The 19,735-nt window shown below is 64.9% G+C and carries 21 protein-coding genes; 4 read left to right on the top strand and 17 right to left on the bottom strand.

Going from position 1 to position 19,735, the window contains the following annotated elements; all coding sequences use genetic code 11:
- The first annotated feature begins 20 nt into the window (after positions 1 to 20).
- Positions 21 to 740, top strand: a complete 720-nt coding sequence (locus tag GGI48_RS11860; protein ID WP_260620651.1) for a hypothetical protein — start codon at positions 21 to 23, stop codon at positions 738 to 740.
- Between the two features lie 124 nt (positions 741 to 864).
- Positions 865 to 1,875 (top strand): AI-2E family transporter, encoded by a 1,011-nt coding sequence (locus GGI48_RS11855; protein ID WP_016967043.1) that lies wholly within the window; start codon positions 865 to 867, stop codon positions 1,873 to 1,875.
- Positions 1,876 to 1,970: 95 nt separating this feature from the next.
- Here the strand turns inward: GGI48_RS11855 and GGI48_RS11850 are convergent, their stop codons facing one another.
- Entirely contained in the window at positions 1,971 to 3,236 is a 1,266-nt protein-coding gene (locus GGI48_RS11850) for an Hsp70 family protein (RefSeq protein WP_179598437.1), read from the bottom strand.
- 298 nt (positions 3,237 to 3,534) lie between these two features.
- Here GGI48_RS11850 and GGI48_RS11845 point away from each other — a divergent pair, with 298 nt between their 5' ends.
- Positions 3,535 to 4,473 (top strand): DnaJ C-terminal domain-containing protein, encoded by a 939-nt coding sequence (locus tag GGI48_RS11845; RefSeq protein WP_047301562.1) that lies wholly within the window; start codon positions 3,535 to 3,537, stop codon positions 4,471 to 4,473.
- Between the two features lie 23 nt (positions 4,474 to 4,496).
- On the top strand, positions 4,497 to 4,799 hold the full coding sequence (locus GGI48_RS11840) for a chaperone modulator CbpM (protein WP_047301406.1): 303 nt from the start codon (positions 4,497 to 4,499) through the stop codon (positions 4,797 to 4,799).
- A gap of 173 nt (positions 4,800 to 4,972) precedes the next feature.
- Here GGI48_RS11840 and GGI48_RS11835 read toward each other — a convergent pair whose 3' ends face one another.
- From GGI48_RS11835 to GGI48_RS11760, 16 genes are all read right to left on the bottom strand, one after another.
- Positions 4,973 to 6,100 (bottom strand): sensor histidine kinase KdpD, encoded by a 1,128-nt coding sequence (locus GGI48_RS11835; RefSeq protein WP_179598435.1) that lies wholly within the window; start codon positions 6,098 to 6,100, stop codon positions 4,973 to 4,975.
- A gap of 98 nt (positions 6,101 to 6,198) precedes the next feature.
- Complete coding sequence (gene ureC / locus GGI48_RS11830; protein WP_016967039.1) at positions 6,199 to 7,899, bottom strand: urease subunit alpha; 1,701 nt, start codon at positions 7,897 to 7,899, stop codon at positions 6,199 to 6,201.
- A gap of 123 nt (positions 7,900 to 8,022) precedes the next feature.
- On the bottom strand, positions 8,023 to 8,328 hold the full coding sequence (locus GGI48_RS11825) for an urease subunit beta (RefSeq protein ID WP_016967038.1): 306 nt from the start codon (positions 8,326 to 8,328) through the stop codon (positions 8,023 to 8,025).
- Positions 8,325 to 8,858: an N-acetyltransferase gene (locus GGI48_RS11820; protein WP_179598433.1), complete on the bottom strand. Its 534-nt coding sequence runs from the start codon at positions 8,856 to 8,858 to the stop codon at positions 8,325 to 8,327. The genes GGI48_RS11825 and GGI48_RS11820 overlap by 4 nt, the downstream gene beginning before the upstream one ends.
- 7 nt (positions 8,859 to 8,865) lie before the next feature.
- Positions 8,866 to 9,399 (bottom strand): GNAT family N-acetyltransferase, encoded by a 534-nt coding sequence (locus GGI48_RS11815; protein ID WP_016967036.1) that lies wholly within the window; start codon positions 9,397 to 9,399, stop codon positions 8,866 to 8,868.
- Positions 9,400 to 9,408: 9 nt separating this feature from the next.
- Positions 9,409 to 9,711 carry an urease subunit gamma gene (locus GGI48_RS11810; RefSeq protein ID WP_016967035.1) on the bottom strand — a complete coding sequence of 101 codons (303 nt, stop codon included), beginning with the start codon at positions 9,709 to 9,711 and terminating at the stop codon, positions 9,409 to 9,411.
- Positions 9,712 to 9,754: 43 nt separating this feature from the next.
- On the bottom strand, positions 9,755 to 10,594 hold the full coding sequence (locus tag GGI48_RS11805) for an urease accessory protein UreD (protein WP_179598431.1): 840 nt from the start codon (positions 10,592 to 10,594) through the stop codon (positions 9,755 to 9,757).
- A 30-nt stretch (positions 10,595 to 10,624) separates the two neighbouring features.
- Entirely contained in the window at positions 10,625 to 11,323 is a 699-nt protein-coding gene (urtE, locus tag GGI48_RS11800) for an urea ABC transporter ATP-binding subunit UrtE (RefSeq protein ID WP_047301416.1), read from the bottom strand.
- A 125-nt stretch (positions 11,324 to 11,448) separates the two neighbouring features.
- On the bottom strand, positions 11,449 to 12,309 hold the full coding sequence (gene urtD, locus GGI48_RS11795; RefSeq protein WP_016966018.1) for an urea ABC transporter ATP-binding protein UrtD: 861 nt from the start codon (positions 12,307 to 12,309) through the stop codon (positions 11,449 to 11,451).
- A complete protein-coding gene (gene urtC, locus GGI48_RS11790; RefSeq protein WP_103739535.1) occupies positions 12,306 to 13,385 on the bottom strand; it encodes an urea ABC transporter permease subunit UrtC in 1,080 nt (359 codons plus the stop codon). The genes urtD and urtC overlap by 4 nt, the downstream gene beginning before the upstream one ends.
- A complete protein-coding gene (gene urtB / locus GGI48_RS11785) occupies positions 13,385 to 14,887 on the bottom strand; it encodes an urea ABC transporter permease subunit UrtB (RefSeq protein WP_179598429.1) in 1,503 nt (500 codons plus the stop codon). Before urtB ends, urtC begins: the two co-directional genes overlap by 1 nt.
- A 147-nt stretch (positions 14,888 to 15,034) precedes the next feature.
- Entirely contained in the window at positions 15,035 to 16,300 is a 1,266-nt protein-coding gene (urtA, locus tag GGI48_RS11780; RefSeq protein ID WP_016968245.1) for an urea ABC transporter substrate-binding protein, read from the bottom strand.
- 226 nt (positions 16,301 to 16,526) lie between these two features.
- Positions 16,527 to 16,826: a hypothetical protein gene (locus tag GGI48_RS11775; RefSeq protein ID WP_016968244.1), complete on the bottom strand. Its 300-nt coding sequence runs from the start codon at positions 16,824 to 16,826 to the stop codon at positions 16,527 to 16,529.
- A 148-nt stretch (positions 16,827 to 16,974) separates the two neighbouring features.
- Positions 16,975 to 17,985, bottom strand: a complete 1,011-nt coding sequence (locus tag GGI48_RS11770) for an iron ABC transporter permease (protein WP_179598427.1) — start codon at positions 17,983 to 17,985, stop codon at positions 16,975 to 16,977.
- Positions 17,982 to 18,941: an ABC transporter substrate-binding protein gene (locus tag GGI48_RS11765; RefSeq protein WP_179598425.1), complete on the bottom strand. Its 960-nt coding sequence runs from the start codon at positions 18,939 to 18,941 to the stop codon at positions 17,982 to 17,984. The genes GGI48_RS11770 and GGI48_RS11765 overlap by 4 nt, the downstream gene beginning before the upstream one ends.
- Positions 18,938 to 19,726, bottom strand: a complete 789-nt coding sequence (locus GGI48_RS11760; RefSeq protein ID WP_016968241.1) for an ABC transporter ATP-binding protein — start codon at positions 19,724 to 19,726, stop codon at positions 18,938 to 18,940. Before GGI48_RS11760 ends, GGI48_RS11765 begins: the two co-directional genes overlap by 4 nt.
- Between the last annotated feature and the right edge of the window lie 9 nt (positions 19,727 to 19,735).

Genomic DNA, 19,735 nt, shown 5'->3' with positions numbered 1-19,735 from the left:
GCGCGAAGCGGATCACTCTGATGCAGCGTTACTCCTTCGACCTGCCCGGGCCTTATCGGCATGCGCAGTGCGGAACCATCACTGGCGGGTTCACCTATGAAAAGGGTCGTGATGCGCTGTCGGTCGGCACCTCGGGATCTTTCTCCTATGGGGACATTCAGGTGACGGCTTCCGGGCTCTATATGCGGGTCAACAGCTTTCTCGATGGCTGGGGGGATGGTCTGCTCTATCCGCAGCAGGCCTTTCTTGAGGATCTGCTGGCCAGGCAGGCGCTGCCATCCCATACCGGTGTCAAGCCCAGCAGTCTCGACTGGGTGAGCATGCAGGGCTATCAATGCCTGCGCGCCTACGAGCGTTGGGAAGGGACCGCAGTGGGCATTCTCGAAGACAAGGTCAAGTACTGGTGCTGGGAACAGGAAAGCGGCCTGCAACAGCCTTTCTATGTCCATGCCGGCCAGCGCCTGCCCCTGGGGAGCAAGGGCTATGACCTGGATCAGGTGTTCATCGTGCCGTTCTTCCAGAGTCTGAAGATCAACCCCTTGCCGGCGCCGGTGCTGGCCAAGGCTCGAACCGATATTCAAAAGGCTTGTGCCCACATCAAGTCGCGCTATGACCAGAACCTGAGATGGGGCGATGACTACCCGGACAAGCGCCTGACCCTGACCCGCCTGCACTACTGCGGCTACGACGTGCCGCTGCCCGACCTTTCAGTCCCGGTGCCTCAGGCCAAAAGCGACTGAACCTTCGCCTGTCACAACACTCCAGTACCCTGTAAGCCCGCGTCCTTACGGCGCCTGCCACTATTCCTCGGGGGTGAAGGCTGGCAGACTGCCGGTCTTTTCCCGCTGTTTGTCTTGAGGCTATATGCCAGCGTTTTCACAGCGTCATCTGTTGTTCATCAGTTGGATCATCATCTTCGGTGGCCTGTTGCTGGCCTTGCCCTTGCGTCTGCTGCCCAGCCTGCTGGCGGGTCTCTTGGTGTTCGAGCTGGTCAACATGCTCACCCCGCAATTGCAGCGGCTGATCGAAGGCCGGCGCGCGCGCTGGTTGGCGGTGGCGCTGCTGGGCACCCTGGTGGTCAGTCTGCTGACCCTGCTGTTCGCCGGGGCCATCAGCTTCCTGTTGCATGAAGCGGAGAACCCCGGCGCTTCGCTGGGCAAGTTCATGGTGGTGGTGGACAAGGCCCGGGGCCAGTTGCCGCCGTTCCTCGATTCCTACCTGCCGGCCAGTGCCGCGGAGTTCCAGGCGGCCATCGGCGCCTGGGCCAGCAAGCACTTGAGCGAGTTGCAGCTGGTGGGCAAGGACGCGGCGCACATGTTCGTGACCCTGCTGATCGGCATGGTCCTGGGGGCGATCATCGCCCTGCAGCGCATCCCCGACCTGACCAAGCGCAAGCCCCTGGCGGCGGCGCTGTTCGATCGCCTGCACCTGCTGGTCCAGGCGTTTCGCAACATCGTCTTCGCGCAGATCAAGATCTCCCTGCTCAACACCTTCTTCACCGGGATCTTCCTGGCGCTGATCCTGCCGCTGTTCGGGGTCAAGCTGCCGCTGACCAAGACCCTGATCGTGCTGACCTTCCTGCTGGGCCTGTTGCCGGTGATCGGCAACCTGATCTCCAACACCCTGATCACCATCGTTGGGTTGTCGCTGTCGATCTGGGTGGCGGTGGCGGCGCTGGGCTACCTGATCTTTATCCACAAGCTGGAATACTTCCTCAACGCGCGGATCGTCGGCGGGCAGATCAGTGCCAAGTCCTGGGAGCTGCTGCTGGCGATGCTGGTGTTCGAGGCCGCCTTCGGCCTGCCCGGCGTGGTGGCAGGGCCGATCTACTACGCCTACCTGAAAAGCGAATTGAAACTGGCAGGCTTGGTGTAACAGCAGCGGCAAGCTTGCAGCTTCAAGCCGCAAGCTAAAGCCGACTGCGCTCTTGCCTTTACTTGTGGCTTGCCGCTTGAAGCTTGCCTCTGCCTTTATCCGTAGCGCTTCTTGGCCTCGATGGCCAGACCGCTGCCGATGCTGCCGAAGATATTGCCTTCCACATGCCGGGCATTGGGCAGCATGGCCGCCACGCTCTGGCGCAGCGCCGGAATGCCGCTGGAACCGCCGGTGAAGAACACCGTGTCGACCTGGGCCACACCGACGTTGGCGTCGCTCAGCAACTGGGTGACGCTGGTGCGGATGCGCTCCAGCATGCCGTCGATGGAGGATTCGAACAGGGCACGGCTCAGGTCGACGCTGAGGTCGCGCTCGATGCGGTCCAGGGCCACCAGGCGGTTTTCGGCGTGGGTCAGCTGGATCTTGGTTTCTTCCACTTCCATGGCCAGCCAGTGCCCGGCGCGCTGTTCGATCAGCTTGAACAGGCGGTCGATGCCGCCGGTGTCTTCGATGTCGTAGCGCATGCTGCCCAGGGCCAGCTGGGACTTTTGCGAGTACACCGAGTTGATGGTGTGCCAGGTCGCCAGGTTCATGTGGTGGCTGGTGGGCATGTAGGCGCCGCTCTTCATCCGGCTGCCGTAGCCGAACAGCGGCATCACGCCCTGCAAGCTCAGTTGTTTGTCGAAGTCGGTACCGCCGACGTGCACGCCGCCGGTGGCGAGGATGTCGTCGTGGCGGTTATCGACGCCACGGCGCTCGGGGGACAGGCGCACCAGGGAAAAGTCCGAGGTACCGCCGCCGATGTCGACGATCAGCACCAGCTCTTCGCGTTCGATGGTGGACTCGTAGTCGAAGGCCGCGGCGATCGGTTCGTACTGGAAGGACACATCCTTGAAACCGATCTTGCGCGCCACTTCCACCAGGGTGTCTTCGGCTTCCTGGTCGGCGGCGGCATCGTCATCGACGAAGAACACCGGGCGGCCCAGTACCACTTGCTCGAATTCCCGACCGGCGGTGGCTTCGGCGCGGCTTTTCAGCTGGCCGATGAACAGCCCCAAGAGGTCCTTGAACGGCATGGCGGTGCCCAGCACGCTGGTGTCGTGCTTGATCAGCTTGGAGCCCAGCAGGCTCTTCAGCGAGCGCATCAGCCGGCCTTCGTAGCCTTCCAGGTACTCGTGCAGCGCCAGGCGGCCGTACACCGGACGGCGTTCCTCGATATTGAAGAACACCACCGAAGGCAGGGTGATCTTGTCGTCCTCCAGGGCGATCAGCGTCTCCTCGCCGGGGCGCAGCCAGCCGACGGTGGAGTTGGAGGTACCGAAGTCAATGCCGCAGGCCCGGGCCGGGGTGGCGTTGTTCATGTCTTTGGATCCGGTGAAAAAAACGGCCGCGCAGCGTACGCCAGTCCTCGCGCCTTGCAAAGGCCGACTATCTGCTAAATCGCAACCCGTGGTGCCTTGAAAGACTATCCTTGACCCCCAAACTTGCAGGCATGGGCCGAGCAGCCGTCCAGGGATCACAAGATCCGCCCGCGGCTGCCGATAAACTTCTGATGCGCCGTTCAGTCAGAGGATTGAGATTGATCAATTCTCATGCTGCCAGACCGAGCATGCTGTGCTGCACGCCGCGCGACTTTGATAACGGATGGTGATTCCCTCGATGGACTTCAAAGACTATTACAAGATTCTCGGCGTGGAGCCGACGGCGGACGACAAGGCGATCAAGGCCGCCTATCGCAAGCTGGCGCGCAAATACCACCCCGACGTCAGTAAGGAAAAGGATGCCGAGGCCAAGTTCAAGGATGCCTCGGAAGCCTATGAAGCGCTGAAAAGCGCCGACAAGCGCGCCGAGTACGACGACCTGCGCAAGTACGGTCAGCATGGCCAGCCCTTCCAGGGCCCGCCGGGCTGGCAGAGCCGTGGCGGCTTTGGCGGTGGCGACGGTGGTGACTTCTCGGACTTCTTCAGTTCGATCTTTGGTAACCGGGGGCCAGGATTCGGCGGCCCGGAGCAGCGCCGCAGCAGCGGTCGTCGTGGACAGGATGTGGAAATGGAACTGCCGATCTTTCTTGAAGAAACCCTGTCGACCGAGTCGAAGAAGATCAGCTTCCAGGTGCCGCAATACAACGCCAACGGGCAGCACGTCAGCAACACCAGCAAGAGCCTGAACGTGAAGATTCCGGCCGGGGTCACCGACGGCGAGCGCATCCGCCTCAAGGGCCAGGGCGCGCCGGGCGTGGGTGGCGGGGCCAATGGCGACCTGTACCTGACCATTCGTTTTGCGCCACATCCGAAATTCGATGTCGAAGGCGAGAACCTGATCATCACCCTGCCGCTGGCCCCTTGGGAGCTGGCACTGGGCACCGAGGTCGCGGTCCCGACCCTGACCGGCAAGATCAACCTCAAGGTTCCGGCCGGCAGCCAGAATGGCCAGCGCATGCGCGCCAAGGGCCACGGCCTGCTGAACAAGGCCGGCCAGCGCGGCTACCTGTTCGTCCAGCTCAAGGCGGTGATGCCCAAGCACACCGGCGACGAGGTCAAGGCCTTGTGGCAGGAGCTGGCGAAGAAGGCGGCGTTCGACCCCCGGGAAAATTTCTGATTCGACACTAGGAGGCGCCGATCATGAGCACCCTGATCGTTCAGCTGGACATGGAAGAATTCTGTGAAGTGGCCGACCTGTCGGCGGCCTACGTGATCGAAATCGTCGAGCACGGCATCCTTGAACCTCAGGGGACGGCGCCCCAGGACTGGCGTTTCAACGATGTTGAACTGTCCCTGGCCAAGCGCGCGGCGAAGCTGCGCCGCGATCTGGACCTGGAATGGGAAGGCGTGGCCCTGGCCCTGGACCTGCTGGACGAAGTGCGGCAACTGCGCGCCGAGAACCAGATGCTCAAGCAGCGCCTGGGCCGCCTGCTGGTGGACTGATGGCCTGTAGCCGCTGCCGAGCGCCAGCGAGGCTGCGACGGGGCGCGCAGCGGCCGTAAACCAGGCAACTGCGGGGGGCCAGGAAACAGCAGGTTGCGAGGACTGCGTCCTCGTTCGCAGCTTCGCTGGCGCTCAGCAGCGGCTACAAAGAGCGCCAGCGTTTGTAACGTGCCTCAGGCGCGGGAGACGCGCGGCAGGGTGACGGTGAAGGTGGTGCCGTCGCTTTCGTTGGAGCTGACTTCGATGCTGCCCTGGTGCGCGGTCACCACCTCCTTGACGATGAACAGGCCCAGGCCAAGGCTGGTGCTGGTGCTGCCCAGTTCTTCGTCGGCACTGCGTACCAGCGGGTCAAACAGGGTGGCCAGGGCTTCCTGGGGGATGGGCACGCCGTAGTTGTGGACAGTCAGCAGCACTTGCTCGGCGCCGCCGGTGAGGGTCACGGTGACGGTGCGGCGGTTGCTGCCGTGCTGCAAGGCATTGCCGATCAGGTTCTGCAGCATCTGCTCGATGCGCGCGCGGTCCCAGATGCCGTGGCTGTCCCCTTCGAAGCTCAAGAGTGGCATGCAGTCGGGCTGTCCCGCGCAGGCTTCGTCCATGGCCGCCCTGGCCGCGCTGGCCAGGTCCATGGGCGCGGGGTCGATGGGCAGGCCGTTGCCCAGGCGACTGCGGACGAACTCCAGCAAATCGCTGACCATGGCGCCCATGTGCCGGGTGCCGGTCTTGATCCGTGACACAAAGGCCAGGGCCTCGTCATCCAGCGGCACTTTGCGCGCCAGCATCTCGGTGGACATGCTCACCGCTTGCAGCGGCGCCCGCAGATCATGGCCAAGTATCGCCAGGAAGATGTCCCGTGAACGGCTGACCTGCTCGGCATAGGCGGTGGTGGACTCGGCCAGGGCCTCGTCGATCGCCTCGTTGAAACGGATCATGTCCTGCAGGTGTTCCAGGTCCGGGGTTACCAGGCTGGCGACCCACAGGCGGATCACGCAGGCCCGCAGGTGGCGGAACTCCGACGTCATCTGCACCAGATCGAAACCCACGTGATGGCGCAGCTCGCCATGGCAGGCGGCGGCCGCATCCAGGCTCGGGGACTTGTCCGGGCCTTCGCCCTTGGCCTTGGCCAATTGTTCCCCCGGGCTCTGGCTGGTGCGCATGTCCCGGGCGGCGGCCAGCAGAATCGACCGCGAGTGATCCCGCAGGTCACTGCGGGTCAGGTTGCCAGGGGCCAGGGTCCTGGCAAATTGTTCCCATTCATCAACGATTTGCTCAACGTGCTGAACGATGAAATCGGACAGGCGCATAGCCGGGCACCTTACTGGGCAGAGAGTGGAAAACGAGACGCATCTTAGCGCCATATCCGCCGGTCCAACACCGGCCCTGCCCAGCGGCCGGATGGGTTTCAGAACAGGAAATAGCGCTGGGCCATGGGCAATACATCCGCCGGCTCGCACCACAGCAGTACCCCGTCGGCCTTGACCTGATAGGTCTGCGGGTCGACCTCGATGTTCGGCAGATAGTCGTTGTGGATCAGGTCGCTCTTTTGCACCGTGCGACAGCCCTTGACCACGGCGATGCGTTTTTTCAGGCCCAACTGTTGCGGCACGCCGGCGTCCAGCGCCGCCTGGCTGATAAAGGTCAGGCTGGTGGCGTGGCGGCTGCCGCCGTAACTGGCGAACATCGGCCGGTAATGCACTGGCTGCGGGGTCGGGATCGAGGCGTTGGCATCGCCCATCAGGCTCGCGGCAATCGCCCCGCCCTTGAGGATCAGGGTCGGCTTGACCCCGAAAAACGCCGGGCGCCAGAGCACCAGGTCGGCCCACTTGCCGACTTCGATGGAGCCCACCTCGTGGCTGATGCCATGGGTGATCGCCGGGTTGATGGTGTACTTGGCGATGTAGCGCTTGACCCGGAAGTTGCTGTTGCCCGGGCCATCGCCCGGCAGCGGGCCGCGCTGGCGGTGCATCTTGTCGGCGGTCTGCCAGGTGCGGGTCACCACCTCGCCGACCCGGCCCATGGCCTGGCTGTCGGAGCTGATCATCGAGAACGCCCCCAGGTCGTGGAGGATGTCCTCGGCGGCGATGGTTTCCCGGCGGATGCGGCTCTCGGCGAAGGCCACGTCCTCGGCGATGCTCGGGTCCAGGTGATGGCAGACCATGAGCATGTCCAGGTGTTCGTCGATGGTGTTGCGGGTGAAGGGCCGGGTCGGGTTGGTGGAGCTGGGCAGCACGTTGGAAAACCCACAGGCCTTGATGATGTCCGGGGCGTGGCCGCCGCCGGCGCCTTCGGTGTGGTAGGTGTGGATGGTGCGGCCCTTGAAGGCGCCGAGGGTGGTTTCGACGAAGCCGGATTCGTTGAGGGTGTCGGTGTGGATCGCCACCTGCACGTCGTACTCATCGGCCACGCTCAGGCAGTTGTCGATGCTGGCCGGGGTGCTGCCCCAGTCCTCGTGCAGCTTGAGGCCGATGGCCCCCGCCTTGACCTGTTCGATCAAAGGCTCCGGCAGGCTGGCATTGCCCTTGCCGGTAAAGCCTAAGTTCATCGGGAAGGCGTCCGCGGCCTGGAGCATGCGCGCCATGTGCCAGGGCCCGGAGGTGCAGGTGGTGGCGTTGGTTCCGGTGGCCGGTCCCGTGCCGCCGCCGATCATGGTGGTGACGCCGCTCATCAGCGCTTCTTCGATCTGCTGCGGGCAGATGAAGTGGATATGGGTGTCGATACCGCCGGCGGTGAGGATCATGCCCTCGCCGGCGATCACCTCGGTGCTGGCGCCGATGGCGATGGTCACATCGGGCTGGATATCCGGGTTGCCGGCCTTGCCGATGGCGGCGATGCGTCCGTCCTTCAAGCCGACATCGGCCTTGACGATGCCCCAGTGATCGATGATCAGCGCGTTGGTGATCAGGGTATCCACCACATCGCACGCCAGCAGCTGGCTCTGGCCCATGCCGTCGCGGATCACCTTGCCGCCGCCGAATTTCACTTCTTCACCGTAGGTGGTGAAGTCCTTCTCTACTTCGATCCACAGCTCGGTGTCGGCCAGCCGCACCTTGTCGCCCACGGTAGGGCCGAACATATCGGCATAGGCCTCACGGGAAATGCGCATTCCTCGTTCCTCGGAAATGAGCGGCAAGCTTCAAGCTGCCAGCTACAAGAAAAATCAAAAGACATCGATAGCGCTTCAGGCCGCAGCTGCTTGCTGCTTGAAGCTTGCCGCTCAGAGCTGCGTTCAGAGCTCACCCATGATGCGTCCGGCAAAGCCGAACACCCGGCGCTTGCCGGCCAGCTCCACCAGTTCCACTTCCCGGGTCTGGCCCGGTTCGAAGCGCACTGCGGTGCCGGCGGCGATGTTCAGGCGCATGCCGCGGCTGGCGGCGCGGTCGAAGCTCAGGGCGTCGTTGGTTTCGAAAAAGTGATAGTGCGAGCCGACCTGGATCGGCCGGTCGCCGCTGTTGGAGACCTTCAGGCTCAAGGTGCGGCGCCCGGCATTGAGTTCGATCTCGCCGGGCTGGATCTGGTATTGGCCAGGAATCATGTGGGTTGTCCCAGGGTCTTGAAGTAGATGGCGGTAGGGGTGTAGGTGCCGTCCGGGCTCTGGCAGTAGTTGGGCAGTTCGCCGACCCGGGTGTAGCCCAGGGCGCGGTAGAAGGCTTCCGCCGCCGAGCCGGCCTCGGTGTCCAGGTACAGCAGCCCGCGCCGGTGCTGGCGGGCCGCCTGCTCCAGGGCATTGATCAACTGCTGGCCCAGGCCGCGACGCCGGGCGCTGTGCAGCACCATGAGCTTTTGCACTTCGGCGCGGTTGCGCCCATTGGCTTTCATGCACAGCGCCAGTTGCACGCTGGCCAGGACTCTCTCGTCATGCACCACCACCCACAGCAGCAGGCTGCCGTCCTCGACCCCGGCCTGCACGCTGCTCAGGTAGGCCCGGGCTTGCGTTTCGTCCACATCGGCCATGAAGCCGACGGACGCGCCGTGCTGCACCGAATCCAGCAGCAGGTCGATCAATCCCTGACGGTAATGAGCAAAGCTTTCTCCATGGACTCGACGCAGTTGGGCGGCGTTCATCGAGCGGTCACTCCTGGTGAGGGGCGGGCGCTGGCGCCCCGGGGTTGAGAGTCAGTTGCATGAAGGTCAAATCCAGCCAGCGCCCGAACTTGGTGCCCACCTGGGGCATCTGCCCGGTACAGATGAAACCGAGGCGCTCATGCAGACGGATCGAGGCGCTGTTGGCGCTCTCGATGGCGGCCACCATCACGTGCTTGTCACAGCCACGGGCGCGTTCCAGCAGCACCGCCATCAGTTGTGGACCCAGGCCGTTGCCGCGCTGGTCGCGGCGGACATAGACCGAGTGTTCCACGGTGTGGCGAAAGCCGTCGAAGGGCCGCCAGTCACCGAAGGAAGCGTAGCCGAGCACCTGCTCCTCGGCGTTGACGATCACCAGGATCGGGTAGCCCTGGCCCTGGCGCGCGCTGAACCAGGCCTGACGGTTGCCCAGGTCCACCGGGGTGTCGTTCCAGATCGCCGTGGTATTGAGCACGGCGTCGTTGTAGATGTCGCGGATCGCCGGCAGGTCGGCGTGCAGCGCATCGCGGATGCGATAGGTCATGACGCGGCCTCAGGCGATGGGTTGGTGGACGGTGACCAGCTTGGTGCCGTCGGGGAAGGTGGCCTCCACCTGAATCTCCGGGATCATCTCCGGGATGCCTTCCATCACCTGTTCGCGGCTGAGCAGGGTGGTGCCGTAGTGCATCAGGTCGGCCACGGTCTGGCCATCGCGGGCACCTTCGAGCAACGCGGCGGAAATATAGGCCATGGCCTCCGGGTAGTTGAGCTTGAGGCCGCGGGCCAGTCGCCGCTCGGCCACCAGGCCGGCGGTGAAGATCAGCAGCTTGTCTTTTTCGCGTGGGGTCAGGTCCATCGTGATCGATCCGTCGTTGGGCAGTTTGAAAAGGGCAGGTGTTTCATGTGTTCCAGATCCTTGGCGGCACGGCCTCGCGGCCCAGCAGGGCCGGGCGCAGCAGGCGCCACAGGTCGATCAGCCAGGCACGGGCCAGCAGCGCCTCGCTGGCCAGGCAGCGGGCCACCAGCAGCCCCGGCAGCTGGCTCAGGTCGCCGCGTACCGGGTGTTCCAGGGCGCGACAGCGCTCCAGCAGTTGGCTGTCGAGGTCGCCGGTCACCAGCAAGGTGGCGAACACCGGCTGGCCGTCCAGGCCGATGGGCGAGTCCAGCAGGCCGTCGCCACCGCTGATGCGCTGGCGCTCATGCCACAGCGGCCGGCCATCGCGGCTTATATCCAGGTGGGCCTGGAAATGTCCGTGCTCGAAGCGCTCGCCGCTGGCCGGGCGGCCGAGGGCGACGATGTCCCAGTAGAACAGCCGGGCATCGCCTTGTAGCTCGATCCGGGTCGTCAGTTCGGCCTGGGCGGCGCTGAAGACAATGGTTTCCTGGGGCAGCCACTCCAGGGTCGCCCCTGGCGCCACCTGCAGGTCCAGGGTCTGCCCGGCCGGGCCGTTGGCGCGATACCACTTGGCGGCGCCGGGGCTGGTCAACTGGGCCCAGGCGCCGCGCTCGACCCGCGCACTGATGGCCAGCCGGTCGCCGCCGGCGATGCCGCCGGGCGGGTGGACGATGATGTGCTGGCACACCTTGGGGCCCTCGGCGTACAGATGCTTCTGCACCCGCAGCGGGCCCAGGTGGCGGCGCAGCACCGGGCGCGTGCTGGCGCCGAAACGGGCATAGGCCAGCTCCAGCTCGGCGTGCCAGCTGGGGGTGAACAGGGCGGTGGCGGCAGGTAGGTTCATGCTCGGTCGTTATCGTTAGGAGGCTACAGATTAGATCGTAACCAGGCCGCGTACACCTTCGGCCTGCATATTTTCGCCACGGCCCTGCTGGATGATTTCCCCGCGGGACATCACCAGGTACTGGTCGGCCAGTTCGGCGGCAAAATCGTAGAACTGCTCCACCAGCACAATCGCCATGTCGCCCCGGGCCGCGAGCTTTTTGATCACCGCGCCGATCTCCTTGATCACCGAGGGCTGGATGCCTTCGGTGGGCTCATCGAGGATCAGCAACCGCGGCCGACTGGCCAGGGCCCGGCCGATGGCCAGCTGTTGCTGCTGGCCACCGGACAGGTCGCCGCCGCGGCGCTGTTTCATCTGCAACAGCACCGGGAACAGCTCGTAGATAAAGGCCGGTACCTCCTTGGCCTGGGCGCCGGGGAAGCGGGACAGTCCCATCAGCAGGTTCTCCTCCACGCTCAGGCGGCCAAAGATTTCCCGGCCCTGGGGCACGTAGGCGATTCCGGCGTGGACCCGCTGGTGGGGCTTGTAGCCGGTGATGGCGTTGCCCTCCCAGTTGACCGTGCCTTCCTTGACCGGCAGCAGGCCCATCAGGCATTTGAGCAGGGTGGTCTTGCCCACGCCGTTGCGCCCCAGCAGGCAGGTGACTTCGCCCACCCGGGCCTCGAAGCTCAGGCCGCGCAGGATGTGGCTACCGCCATAAAACTGATGAAGCTGTTGGACCTGTAGCATGGGCACTCTCCGGGAAATGGCAGAAAATCAGTGATTAGTTGCAAGCTTCAAGCTGCAAGTAAGAGCGGGACCGATGCGCTTGGGCTTCTCGCTTGCCGCTTGAAGCTTGCAACTTGCCGCTGCTCTTATCGTCCGAGATACACCTCGATCACCCGTTCGTTTTCCTGCACCTGTTCCAGCGACCCTTCGGCCAGCACGCTGCCCTGGTGCAGCACGGTGACGTGGTCGGCAATCGAGCCGACAAAGCCCATGTCGTGTTCCACCACCATCAGCGAGTGCTTGCCGGCCAGGGTCTTGAACAGCTCGGCGGTGAACTCGGTCTCGGCATCGGTCATGCCCGCCACCGGTTCGTCCAGCAACAGCAGTTGCGGGTCCTGCATCAGCAGCATGCCGATCTCCAGGAACTGCTTCTGGCCGTGGGACAACAGGCCGGCCTGGCGCCGGGCCGAAGGGCTCAGGCGAATGGTCTCCAGCACCTGGGCGATGCGGTCCTGCTGTTCGCTGCTCAAGCGCGCGCCGAGGCTGGCCCACACCGACTTGTCGGTCTTCTGCGCCAGCTCCAGGTTCTCGAACACGCTCAGGGCCTCGAACACCGTGGGTTTCTGGAACTTGCGGCCGATCCCGGCCTGGGCGATCTGCACTTCGCTCATCCGGGTCAGGTCCAGGGTTTCGCCGAACCAGGCCTTGCCCTGGGTCGGGCGGGTCTTGCCGGTGATCACGTCCATCAGGGTGGTCTTGCCCGCGCCGTTGGGGCCGATGATGCAGCGCAACTCGCCAACGCCGATGTACAGGTTGAGGTCGTTGAGGGCCTTGAAGCCATCGAAGCTGACGCTGATGTCCTCCAGGGTCAGGATGGTGCCGTGACGGGTGTTCAGGCCCTGGCCGGCGGCCTGGCCGAGGCCGATGGCGTCGCGGCTGCTGCCCTGGTCCTTGTTCGGTTCGAGGATGGGTTCGAGCATGAAGTCGGCCGTGGCTGTGACTCTCATTGTTCACCTCGTTTCTTCAGCAGGCCGATTACGCCCTTGGGCAGGTACAGGGTCACCACGATGAACAGCGCGCCGAGGAAGAACAGCCAGTATTCGGGGAAGGCCACGGTGAACCAGCTCTTCATGCCGTTCACCAGCCCGGCGCCCAGCAGCGGGCCGATCAGCGTGCCGCGCCCGCCCAGGGCCACCCAGACGGCGGCTTCGATGGAGTTGGTGGGGGACATTTCACTGGGGTTGATGATGCCCACCTGGGGCACATACAGGGCCCCGGCCAAGCCACACAGCACCGCGCTCAAGACCCAGACGAACAACTTGAAACCGCGCGGGTCGTAGCCGCAGAACATCAGGCGGTTCTCGGCGTCGCGCAGGGCGGTCAGCACCCGGCCGAACTTGCTTCGGGCCAGGCGCCAGCCCAGGTACAGGCTGGCCACCAGCAGCATTACCGTGGCCAGGAACAATACCGCGCGGGTGCCCGGCTCCGTGATGCCGAAGCCCAGGATGCTGCGGAAGTTGGTGAAGCCGTTGTTGCCGCCAAAGCCGGTTTCGTTGCGAAACAGCAGCAGCATCCCGGCAAAGGTCAGGGCCTGGGTCATGATCGAGAAGTACACGCCCTTGATCCGCGAGCGGAAGGCGAAGAAGCCGAACACCAGGGCCAGCAAGCCCGGCGCCAGCACCACCAGGCACAGGGCCCAGAGGAAATGGCTGGTGCCGGTCCAGTACCAGGGCAGCTCGCTCCACGAGAGGAAGGTCATGAACGCCGGCAGACCGTCGCCTGCGGCCTGGCGCATCAGGTACATGCCCATGGCGTAGCCGCCCAGGGCGAAGAACAGACCGTGGCCCAGGGACAGCAACCCGGCATAGCCCCAGACCAGGTCCAGGGCCAGGGCGACGATGGCGTAACAGAGGATCTTGCCCACCAGGGTCAGGGTGTAGGCCGAGACGTGCAGCGGGTTGTCCGCCGCCAGCAGCGAGAGCAGGGGCAGGGCCAGCAGCAGGCCGAGGACCACGGCGCCGGCGGCAATCGTCAGCCTGGGGCCGGCTTTTTGCGTGGCGGTAATGAGCAGTGGTTGATTCATCAGTCGATCACCCGTCCTTTCAGTGCGAAGAGTCCCTGCGGGCGTTTCTGGATAAACAGAATGATCAGCGCGAGGATCAGGATCTTGCCCAGCACGGCGCCGATCTGCGGTTCGAGGATCTTGTTGGCGATCCCCAGGCCGAAGGCTGCCAGCACGCTGCCGGCCAACTGGCCGACGCCGCCGAGCACCACCACCAGGAACGAGTCGATGATGTAGCTCTGGCCCAGGTCCGGGCCGACGTTGCCGATCTGGCTCAGGGCCACGCCGCCCAGGCCCGCGATGCCCGAGCCAAGGCCGAAGGCGAGCATGTCCACGCGGCCGGTGGGCACCCCGCAGCAGGCGGCCATGTTGCGGTTCTGGGTCACCGCGCGCACGTTCAGGCCCAGGCGGGTCTTGTTCAGCAGCAGCCAGGTGAGCAGCACCACAAACAGGGCGAAGGCGATGATCACCAGGCGGTTGTAGGGCAGTACCAGATTGGGCAGGACCTGAATCCCCCCGGACAGCCAGGCCGGATTGGCCACCTCGACGTTCTGCGCGCCGAACAGCAGGCGCACCAGCTGGATCAGCATCAGGCTGATGCCCCAGGTGGCCAGCAGGGTTTCCAGGGGGCGGCCGTAGAGGTGACGGATCACCGTGCGTTCCAGGGCCATGCCGATTGCGGCGGTGACAAAGAAGGCCACCGGCAGCGCCAGCAGCGGGTAGTACTCGATGGCCTGTGGCGCGTAGCGCTGGAACAGCAACTGCACCCCATAGGTGGCGTAGGCGCCAAGCATCAGCATCTCGCCGTGGGCCATGTTGATCACCCCCAGCAGGCCGAAGGTGATGGCCAGCCCCAGGGCCGCCAGCAGCAGGATCGACCCCAGGGACAAGCCGCTGAAGGCCTGGCCGAGCACTTCGCCCACCAGCAGCTTGCGCTTGACCTGGGCCAGGCTGGTTTCGGCGGCGGTGCGCACGTTGGCATCGGCCTCGACCCCGGGTTGCAGCAGGCCTTCGAGGCGAGTGCGGGCCAGCGGGTCGCCGGTCTCCCCCAACAGGCGCACGGCGGCCAGGCGCACCGCCGGGTCGCTGTCCACCAGTTGCAGGTTGGCCAGGGCCAGGCTCAGGGCGGCGTGCACGCCGGTGTCCTGCTCGGCGGCCAGTCGCGCATCGAGGAATTTCAGTTGCGCCGGTTTGGCGCTTTTCTGCAACTGCCGGGCGGCGTCGAGTCGGCTGCCGGCGTCGGCGGCGAGCAATTGATGGCTGGCCAGGGCGCTGTCGATCAGGCCCCGCAGGCGGTTGTTCAGGCGCAGGGTTTTGCTTTCACCGGCGATGCTCAGTTGCCCCTGCTGCAGGGCCTTGAGCAGTTCCAGGCGCGCCGGATCGGGCTGCGCGGCCCAGGTTTCCAGCAGTTGCGCCTGTTGGTTGGAATTGGCCGCGACAAAATCTTCGGCTTCACCGGCCTGGGCGGCAAGGGGCAGCAGCAACAGGCAGGCGAGGATGAAACGGTAAAGGGCAGTGGGCATATCGATGTCCTTGAAAGCGCCCGTATAACCCGTAGGAGCGAGCTGGCTCGCGATCCGCGCAGCGGCCAGCCGCGCGGTTTTCGTCGGAGGTCCTGCGGACCTCATCGCGAGCAAGCTCGCTCCTACAGGGACGGCGTCAGGTTCGGATCAGTTGCTCTTGACCGCGTAGTCCGGCTTCTTGTCGTTGCCCGGAATGAACGGGCTCCACGGCTGGGCGCGGATCGGCCCTTCGGTCTGCCACACCACGTTGAACTGACCGTCCGGCTGGATCTCGCCGATCATCACCGGCTTGTGCAGGTGGTGGTTGGTCTGGTCCATGGTCAGGGTGTAGCCCGAGGGCGCGGCGAAGGTCTGCCCGGCCAGGGCCTGGCGCACCTTGTCGACATCGGTGGACTTGGCTTTCTCCACCGCCTGGGCCCACATGTGGATGCCGACGTAGGTGGCTTCCATCGGGTCGTTGGTCACCGCCTTGTCTGCCCCCGGCAGGTTCTTGGCCTTGGCGTAGGCCTTCCAGGCGGCGACGAACTTCTGGTTCACCGGGTTATCCACCGACTCGAAGTAGTTCCACGCCGCCAGGTTGCCCACCAGCGGCTTGGTGTCGATGCCGCGCAGTTCTTCCTCGCCCACCGAGAACGCCACCACCGGCACGTCGGTGGCCTTCAGGCCCTGGTTGGCCAGCTCCTTGTAGAAGGGCACGTTGGAGTCGCCGTTGACCGTGGAGATCACCGCGGTCTTGCCGCCGGCGGAGAACTTCTTGATGTTGGCGACGATGGTTTGATAGTCGCTGTGGCCGAACGGGGTGTAGACCTCTTCGATGTCCTTGTCGGCCACGCCCTTGGAATGCAGGAACGAACGCAGGATCTTGTTGGTGGTGCGCGGGTAGACGTAGTCGGTGCCCAGCAGGAAGAAGCGCTTGGCGCTGCCGCCGTCTTCGCTCATCAGGTATTCCACCGCCGGGATCGCCTGCTGGTTCGGCGCGGCACCGGTGTAGAAGACGTTGGGCGACATCTCCTCGCCTTCGTACTGCACCGGGTAGAACAGCAGGCCGTTGAGTTCTTCGAACACCGGCAGCACCGACTTGCGCGACACCGAGGTCCAGCAGCCGAACACCACGGCCACCTTGTCCTGGGTCAGCAACTGGCGGCCTTTCTCGGCGAACAGCGGCCAGTTCGAGGCCGGGTCCACCACCACCGGTTCCAAGAGCTTGCCGTTGACCCCGCCCTTGGCGTTGATCTCATCGATGGTCATCAGCGCCATGTCTTTGAGCGAGGTTTCAGAGATCGCCATGGTCCCCGACAGGGAATGCAGGATACCGACCTTGATGGTCTCGGCGGCCTGGACGGTCCAGGTCATGCCCATCGCGGCAATGCTTGCCGAGAGAGTGAAAGCCTTGAGCAAACTACGACGCTTCATTGTGCGATCTCCATGAACTTTTGATTTTTTCAGGTGGTAGATGCGGACTGCTGAAGGGCTGTTTTGCAAGGGGTGTGCCGAGTCGCCACAGGGCATGAAAACGTCGTCTTGGCGGCGGTGACCGGGTCGGCGTTGCCCCAAGACGAGGCTTGGCGCAGAGGATGGTGCGCAGGGATGCCTCATTGTGGTGCTGCCGCGCAGCGGCAGCCGGGGTCAGCCTGGGGCTTCAGTTGACCCCTGGGAAGGAGTCGACGTACTGGATGGTGAAATCGGGAAAGGAGTCGACGATCTGGATCTTGTAATCGGCAAAGCTGTTGACGATCTTCCACTTGCCCGGCGAGTCGGCGAAGGAGTTGACCTGCTTGACCTTCAGATCGGGAAAGGAGTTCACCACTTTGACCTTGTAGTCGGGGAAGCTGTTGACGATCTGGATGTTGCCGTAGATTTTCGAGACGTCGACCGAGGTGCCGGCCTGGGCGCCAAGGGCGGTGCCGAGCAGCAAGGCCAAGAATGCGGTTCTGAACATGAGACTCATCCTGAGAGATCCAAGCGCGCGATCTTAAAGCAAGGGCGACGATTGTAGGAGCTGGCTGGCCAGCGAAGAGGCCCTCGAACCGGGCACAAGGCTTGCGGGCGCCTTCGCCGGCAAGCCGGCTCCGACAACGGCGGGTGGATCAGCGGCGGCGCATCAGGCCGATGAAGAACAGCCCGCCAATGGCCGCCGTGGCCACGCCGATCGGCAGGTCCTCGGGGGCGATCAGGGTGCGGGCGGCGACGTCGACCCAGACCAGGAGCAGGCTGCCCAGCAGCACGCACACCGGCAGCAAGCGGCGATGTTCGGCGCCCACCAGGCGCCGGGCGATGTGCGGCACCATCAGCCCGACAAAGCCGATGGAGCCGCTGATGGACACCAGCACCCCGGTCATCAGCGAGGCGATCAGGAACACCTTCAGGCGCACGTTGCGCGCATTCAGGCCCAGGGTCACGGCGGTCTGCTCGCCGGCCATCAGGGCATTCAGCGGCCGCGCCATGCCCAGCAGCAACCCCAACCCCAGCAGCACGCTGATCGCGGGAATCGCCAGCAGCTCCCAACGCGCCAGGCCCAGGCCGCCGAGCATCCAGAACATCACCGCCGAGCTGGCCCGGTGATCGCCCATGAACAGCAGCAGGTTGGCCACCGCCATCATCACGAAGGACACCGCCACCCCGCACAGCAGCAGGCGGTCGCTGTCCAGGCGGCCGTTGCGCGCGGCGATGCCCAGCACCAGGAGCATGCTCGCCAGGGCGCCGATAAAGGCCGCCAGCGGCAGGGTCAAGAGGCCGATGACCTGGCCCAGGTGCAGCACCACGATCACCGCGCCGAGGGTGGCGCCGGAGGTCACCCCCAGCAGGTGCGGGTCGGCCAGGGGATTGCGGGTCACGGCCTGCAGCACCGCGCCGATCAGCGCCAGCCCGGCACCGACCAGCGCGCCGAGGAGCATGCGCGGGACGCGGATCAGCCAGACGATATGCTCCTGGCCCGGGCTCCAGTCCACCGTGCCCAGGCCCAGAATCTTGTGCAGCAGGATCCGCCCGACCACCTCCGCCGGCACCCGCGCCGGGCCAAAACCCAGGGACAGCACGCAGGACGCCAGCAGCAGGGCGCCGAGGCTCAGCAACAGCCAGGCATAGCGACCCTTGATCATTGGCCGTGGAAACCCTTGGCCAGGGTTTCCACGGCCAGCACGTTGTCGATACCCGGGGTGGCCTGCACATAGGGAATGACGATGAAGCGCTGGTTCTTGATCGCGTCGACCCCTTGCAGGGCCGGGTTGTTCAGCAGGAACTGCTGCTTCTGCTCGGCCGTGACTTCGCTGTAGTCGACGATGACGATCACCTGCGGGTTGCGCTCGACCACGGTTTCCCAGTTGATCCGGGTCCAGCTGGCTTCGACGTCATCGAGAATGTTGCGTCCGCCAGCGGCATCGATCAGGGCCTGGGGCATGCCCAGGCGGCCCGAGGTCATGGCCCGGTCTTCGCCGCTGTCGTAGAGGAACACCCGCGGCTTGTCCTGGGGCAGGTCCTTTTGTACTGCGGCGACCTGCTCCTGCATCTGCGCGATCAGGGCGTTGGCCCGGTCCTGCACGTCGAAGATCCGCCCCAGGTTGCGCAGGTCGTTGTAGGTGTCATCGAGGCTGGCCGCCGGGCGTTTCATGACAAAGGCGCAGGACTCGGTCAGCTCGTAGACGTTGATCCCCAGGGGCGCCAGGGTCTGCGGGGTGAGGTCGCCGCCGACGCGCATGCCGTAGTCCCAGCCGGCGAAGAGGAAGTCGACGTTGGCGTTGAGCAGGGTTTCCACCGACGGGTACTTGGCCGCCAGCTCCGGCAGACCGTCCAGCAGGCTGCTCATTTGCGGGGTCACGGCCTTCCAGCCACTGACCCCGCTGTAGCCCACCATCCGCGACTTGAGGCCCAGGGCGAGCATCATCTGGGTCATGTTGATGTCGTGGCTGAGAGCGTGTTGCGGCGCTTGCTTGAAGGTCACTTCACGGTTGCAGCTGTTGATGGTCAGCGGGTAGTGGGTGGCTTCGGCGAAGGCCTGGGCGGTGCCCAGTGACAGGGCCAGAAACAGACTGCGGCGGAGCAGGGAGCGCAAGGTCATGGTTGGGTGATCCAGGTGATTCGTGGGTAGCCGGACAGGGGATGGGCGTCGATCAGCGCCTCGACGCCGAACACGTTGCGCAGCAGCTCGACGGTGAGCACCTCGCTGGGCGTGCCGCTGGCGACGATGCGCCCGTGGTCGAGGACATACAGGCGGTCGCAGAAGGCTGCGGCCAGGTTCAGGTCATGGATGCTCGCCAGGGTGCCGATGCCCAGGCGCTTGACCCGTTGCAACAGCTCCAGCTGGTAGCGCGGGTCCAGGTGGTTGGTCGGTTCATCGAGGATCAGCAGTTGCGGGCGCTGGGCCAGGGCCCGGGCCAGGATCACCCGCTGTTTCTCACCGCCGGACAAGGTGGCGAACCCATGCTCCTCGAAGCCCAGCAGGCCCACCGATTCCAGGGCCTCGCGGGCGATGCGCCGGTCTTCCTCGGTATCACCGTCGAACAGGCCCTTGTGCGGCGTGCGGCCCATGGCGACCACTTCTTCCACGGTCAGGCCGAAGGCGTCGGGAAACTCCTGAAGCACCACGGCAATGCGTTGCGCGCACCAGCGCGGCGACTGCTTCCAGACGTTGTGCTGGGCCAGTTGCACCTCGCCCTGCTGCGGCTTGCTGAAGCGGTAGGCGCAGCGCAGCAGGCTGGTCTTGCCGCTGCCGTTGGGGCCGATCAGGCCGACGAACTCGCCGGCCGCCACGTGCAGGCTGGCCTCACGCAGTTGGAACTGGTGATGGCAGTGGCCCTGGCCCAGGGGTGTCCAGGCCAGGTGGGTGAGGTTCAGCGAGGTCATGCGGTGTCC

It is taken from the genome of Pseudomonas protegens (genome assembly GCF_013407925.2).
Classification (GTDB): Bacteria; Pseudomonadota; Gammaproteobacteria; order Pseudomonadales; family Pseudomonadaceae; genus Aquipseudomonas; species Aquipseudomonas fluorescens_AP.
The sequence above is the reverse complement of the archived record's forward strand: the minus strand, read 5'-3'. Positions and strand labels throughout refer to the sequence as shown.

Coding starts and splice junctions, on each gene's coding strand:
- GGI48_RS11860 (WP_260620651.1), top strand. CDS start 21: ATGCAGCGTTACTCCTTCGACCTGCCCGGGCCTTATCGGCATGCGCAG.
- GGI48_RS11855 (WP_016967043.1), top strand. CDS start 865: ATGCCAGCGTTTTCACAGCGTCATCTGTTGTTCATCAGTTGGATCATC.
- GGI48_RS11850 (WP_179598437.1), bottom strand. CDS start 3,236: ATGAACAACGCCACCCCGGCCCGGGCCTGCGGCATTGACTTCGGTACC.
- GGI48_RS11845 (WP_047301562.1), top strand. CDS start 3,535: ATGGACTTCAAAGACTATTACAAGATTCTCGGCGTGGAGCCGACGGCG.
- GGI48_RS11840 (WP_047301406.1), top strand. CDS start 4,497: ATGAGCACCCTGATCGTTCAGCTGGACATGGAAGAATTCTGTGAAGTG.
- GGI48_RS11835 (WP_179598435.1), bottom strand. CDS start 6,100: ATGCGCCTGTCCGATTTCATCGTTCAGCACGTTGAGCAAATCGTTGAT.
- ureC (WP_016967039.1), bottom strand. CDS start 7,899: ATGCGCATTTCCCGTGAGGCCTATGCCGATATGTTCGGCCCTACCGTG.
- GGI48_RS11825 (WP_016967038.1), bottom strand. CDS start 8,328: ATGATTCCTGGCCAATACCAGATCCAGCCCGGCGAGATCGAACTCAAT.
- GGI48_RS11820 (WP_179598433.1), bottom strand. CDS start 8,858: ATGAACGCCGCCCAACTGCGTCGAGTCCATGGAGAAAGCTTTGCTCAT.
- GGI48_RS11815 (WP_016967036.1), bottom strand. CDS start 9,399: ATGACCTATCGCATCCGCGATGCGCTGCACGCCGACCTGCCGGCGATC.
- GGI48_RS11810 (WP_016967035.1), bottom strand. CDS start 9,711: ATGGACCTGACCCCACGCGAAAAAGACAAGCTGCTGATCTTCACCGCC.
- GGI48_RS11805 (WP_179598431.1), bottom strand. CDS start 10,594: ATGAACCTACCTGCCGCCACCGCCCTGTTCACCCCCAGCTGGCACGCC.
- urtE (WP_047301416.1), bottom strand. CDS start 11,323: ATGCTACAGGTCCAACAGCTTCATCAGTTTTATGGCGGTAGCCACATC.
- urtD (WP_016966018.1), bottom strand. CDS start 12,309: ATGAGAGTCACAGCCACGGCCGACTTCATGCTCGAACCCATCCTCGAA.
- urtC (WP_103739535.1), bottom strand. CDS start 13,385: ATGAATCAACCACTGCTCATTACCGCCACGCAAAAAGCCGGCCCCAGG.
- urtB (WP_179598429.1), bottom strand. CDS start 14,887: ATGCCCACTGCCCTTTACCGTTTCATCCTCGCCTGCCTGTTGCTGCTG.
- urtA (WP_016968245.1), bottom strand. CDS start 16,300: ATGAAGCGTCGTAGTTTGCTCAAGGCTTTCACTCTCTCGGCAAGCATT.
- GGI48_RS11775 (WP_016968244.1), bottom strand. CDS start 16,826: ATGTTCAGAACCGCATTCTTGGCCTTGCTGCTCGGCACCGCCCTTGGC.
- GGI48_RS11770 (WP_179598427.1), bottom strand. CDS start 17,985: ATGATCAAGGGTCGCTATGCCTGGCTGTTGCTGAGCCTCGGCGCCCTG.
- GGI48_RS11765 (WP_179598425.1), bottom strand. CDS start 18,941: ATGACCTTGCGCTCCCTGCTCCGCCGCAGTCTGTTTCTGGCCCTGTCA.
- GGI48_RS11760 (WP_016968241.1), bottom strand. CDS start 19,726: ATGACCTCGCTGAACCTCACCCACCTGGCCTGGACACCCCTGGGCCAG.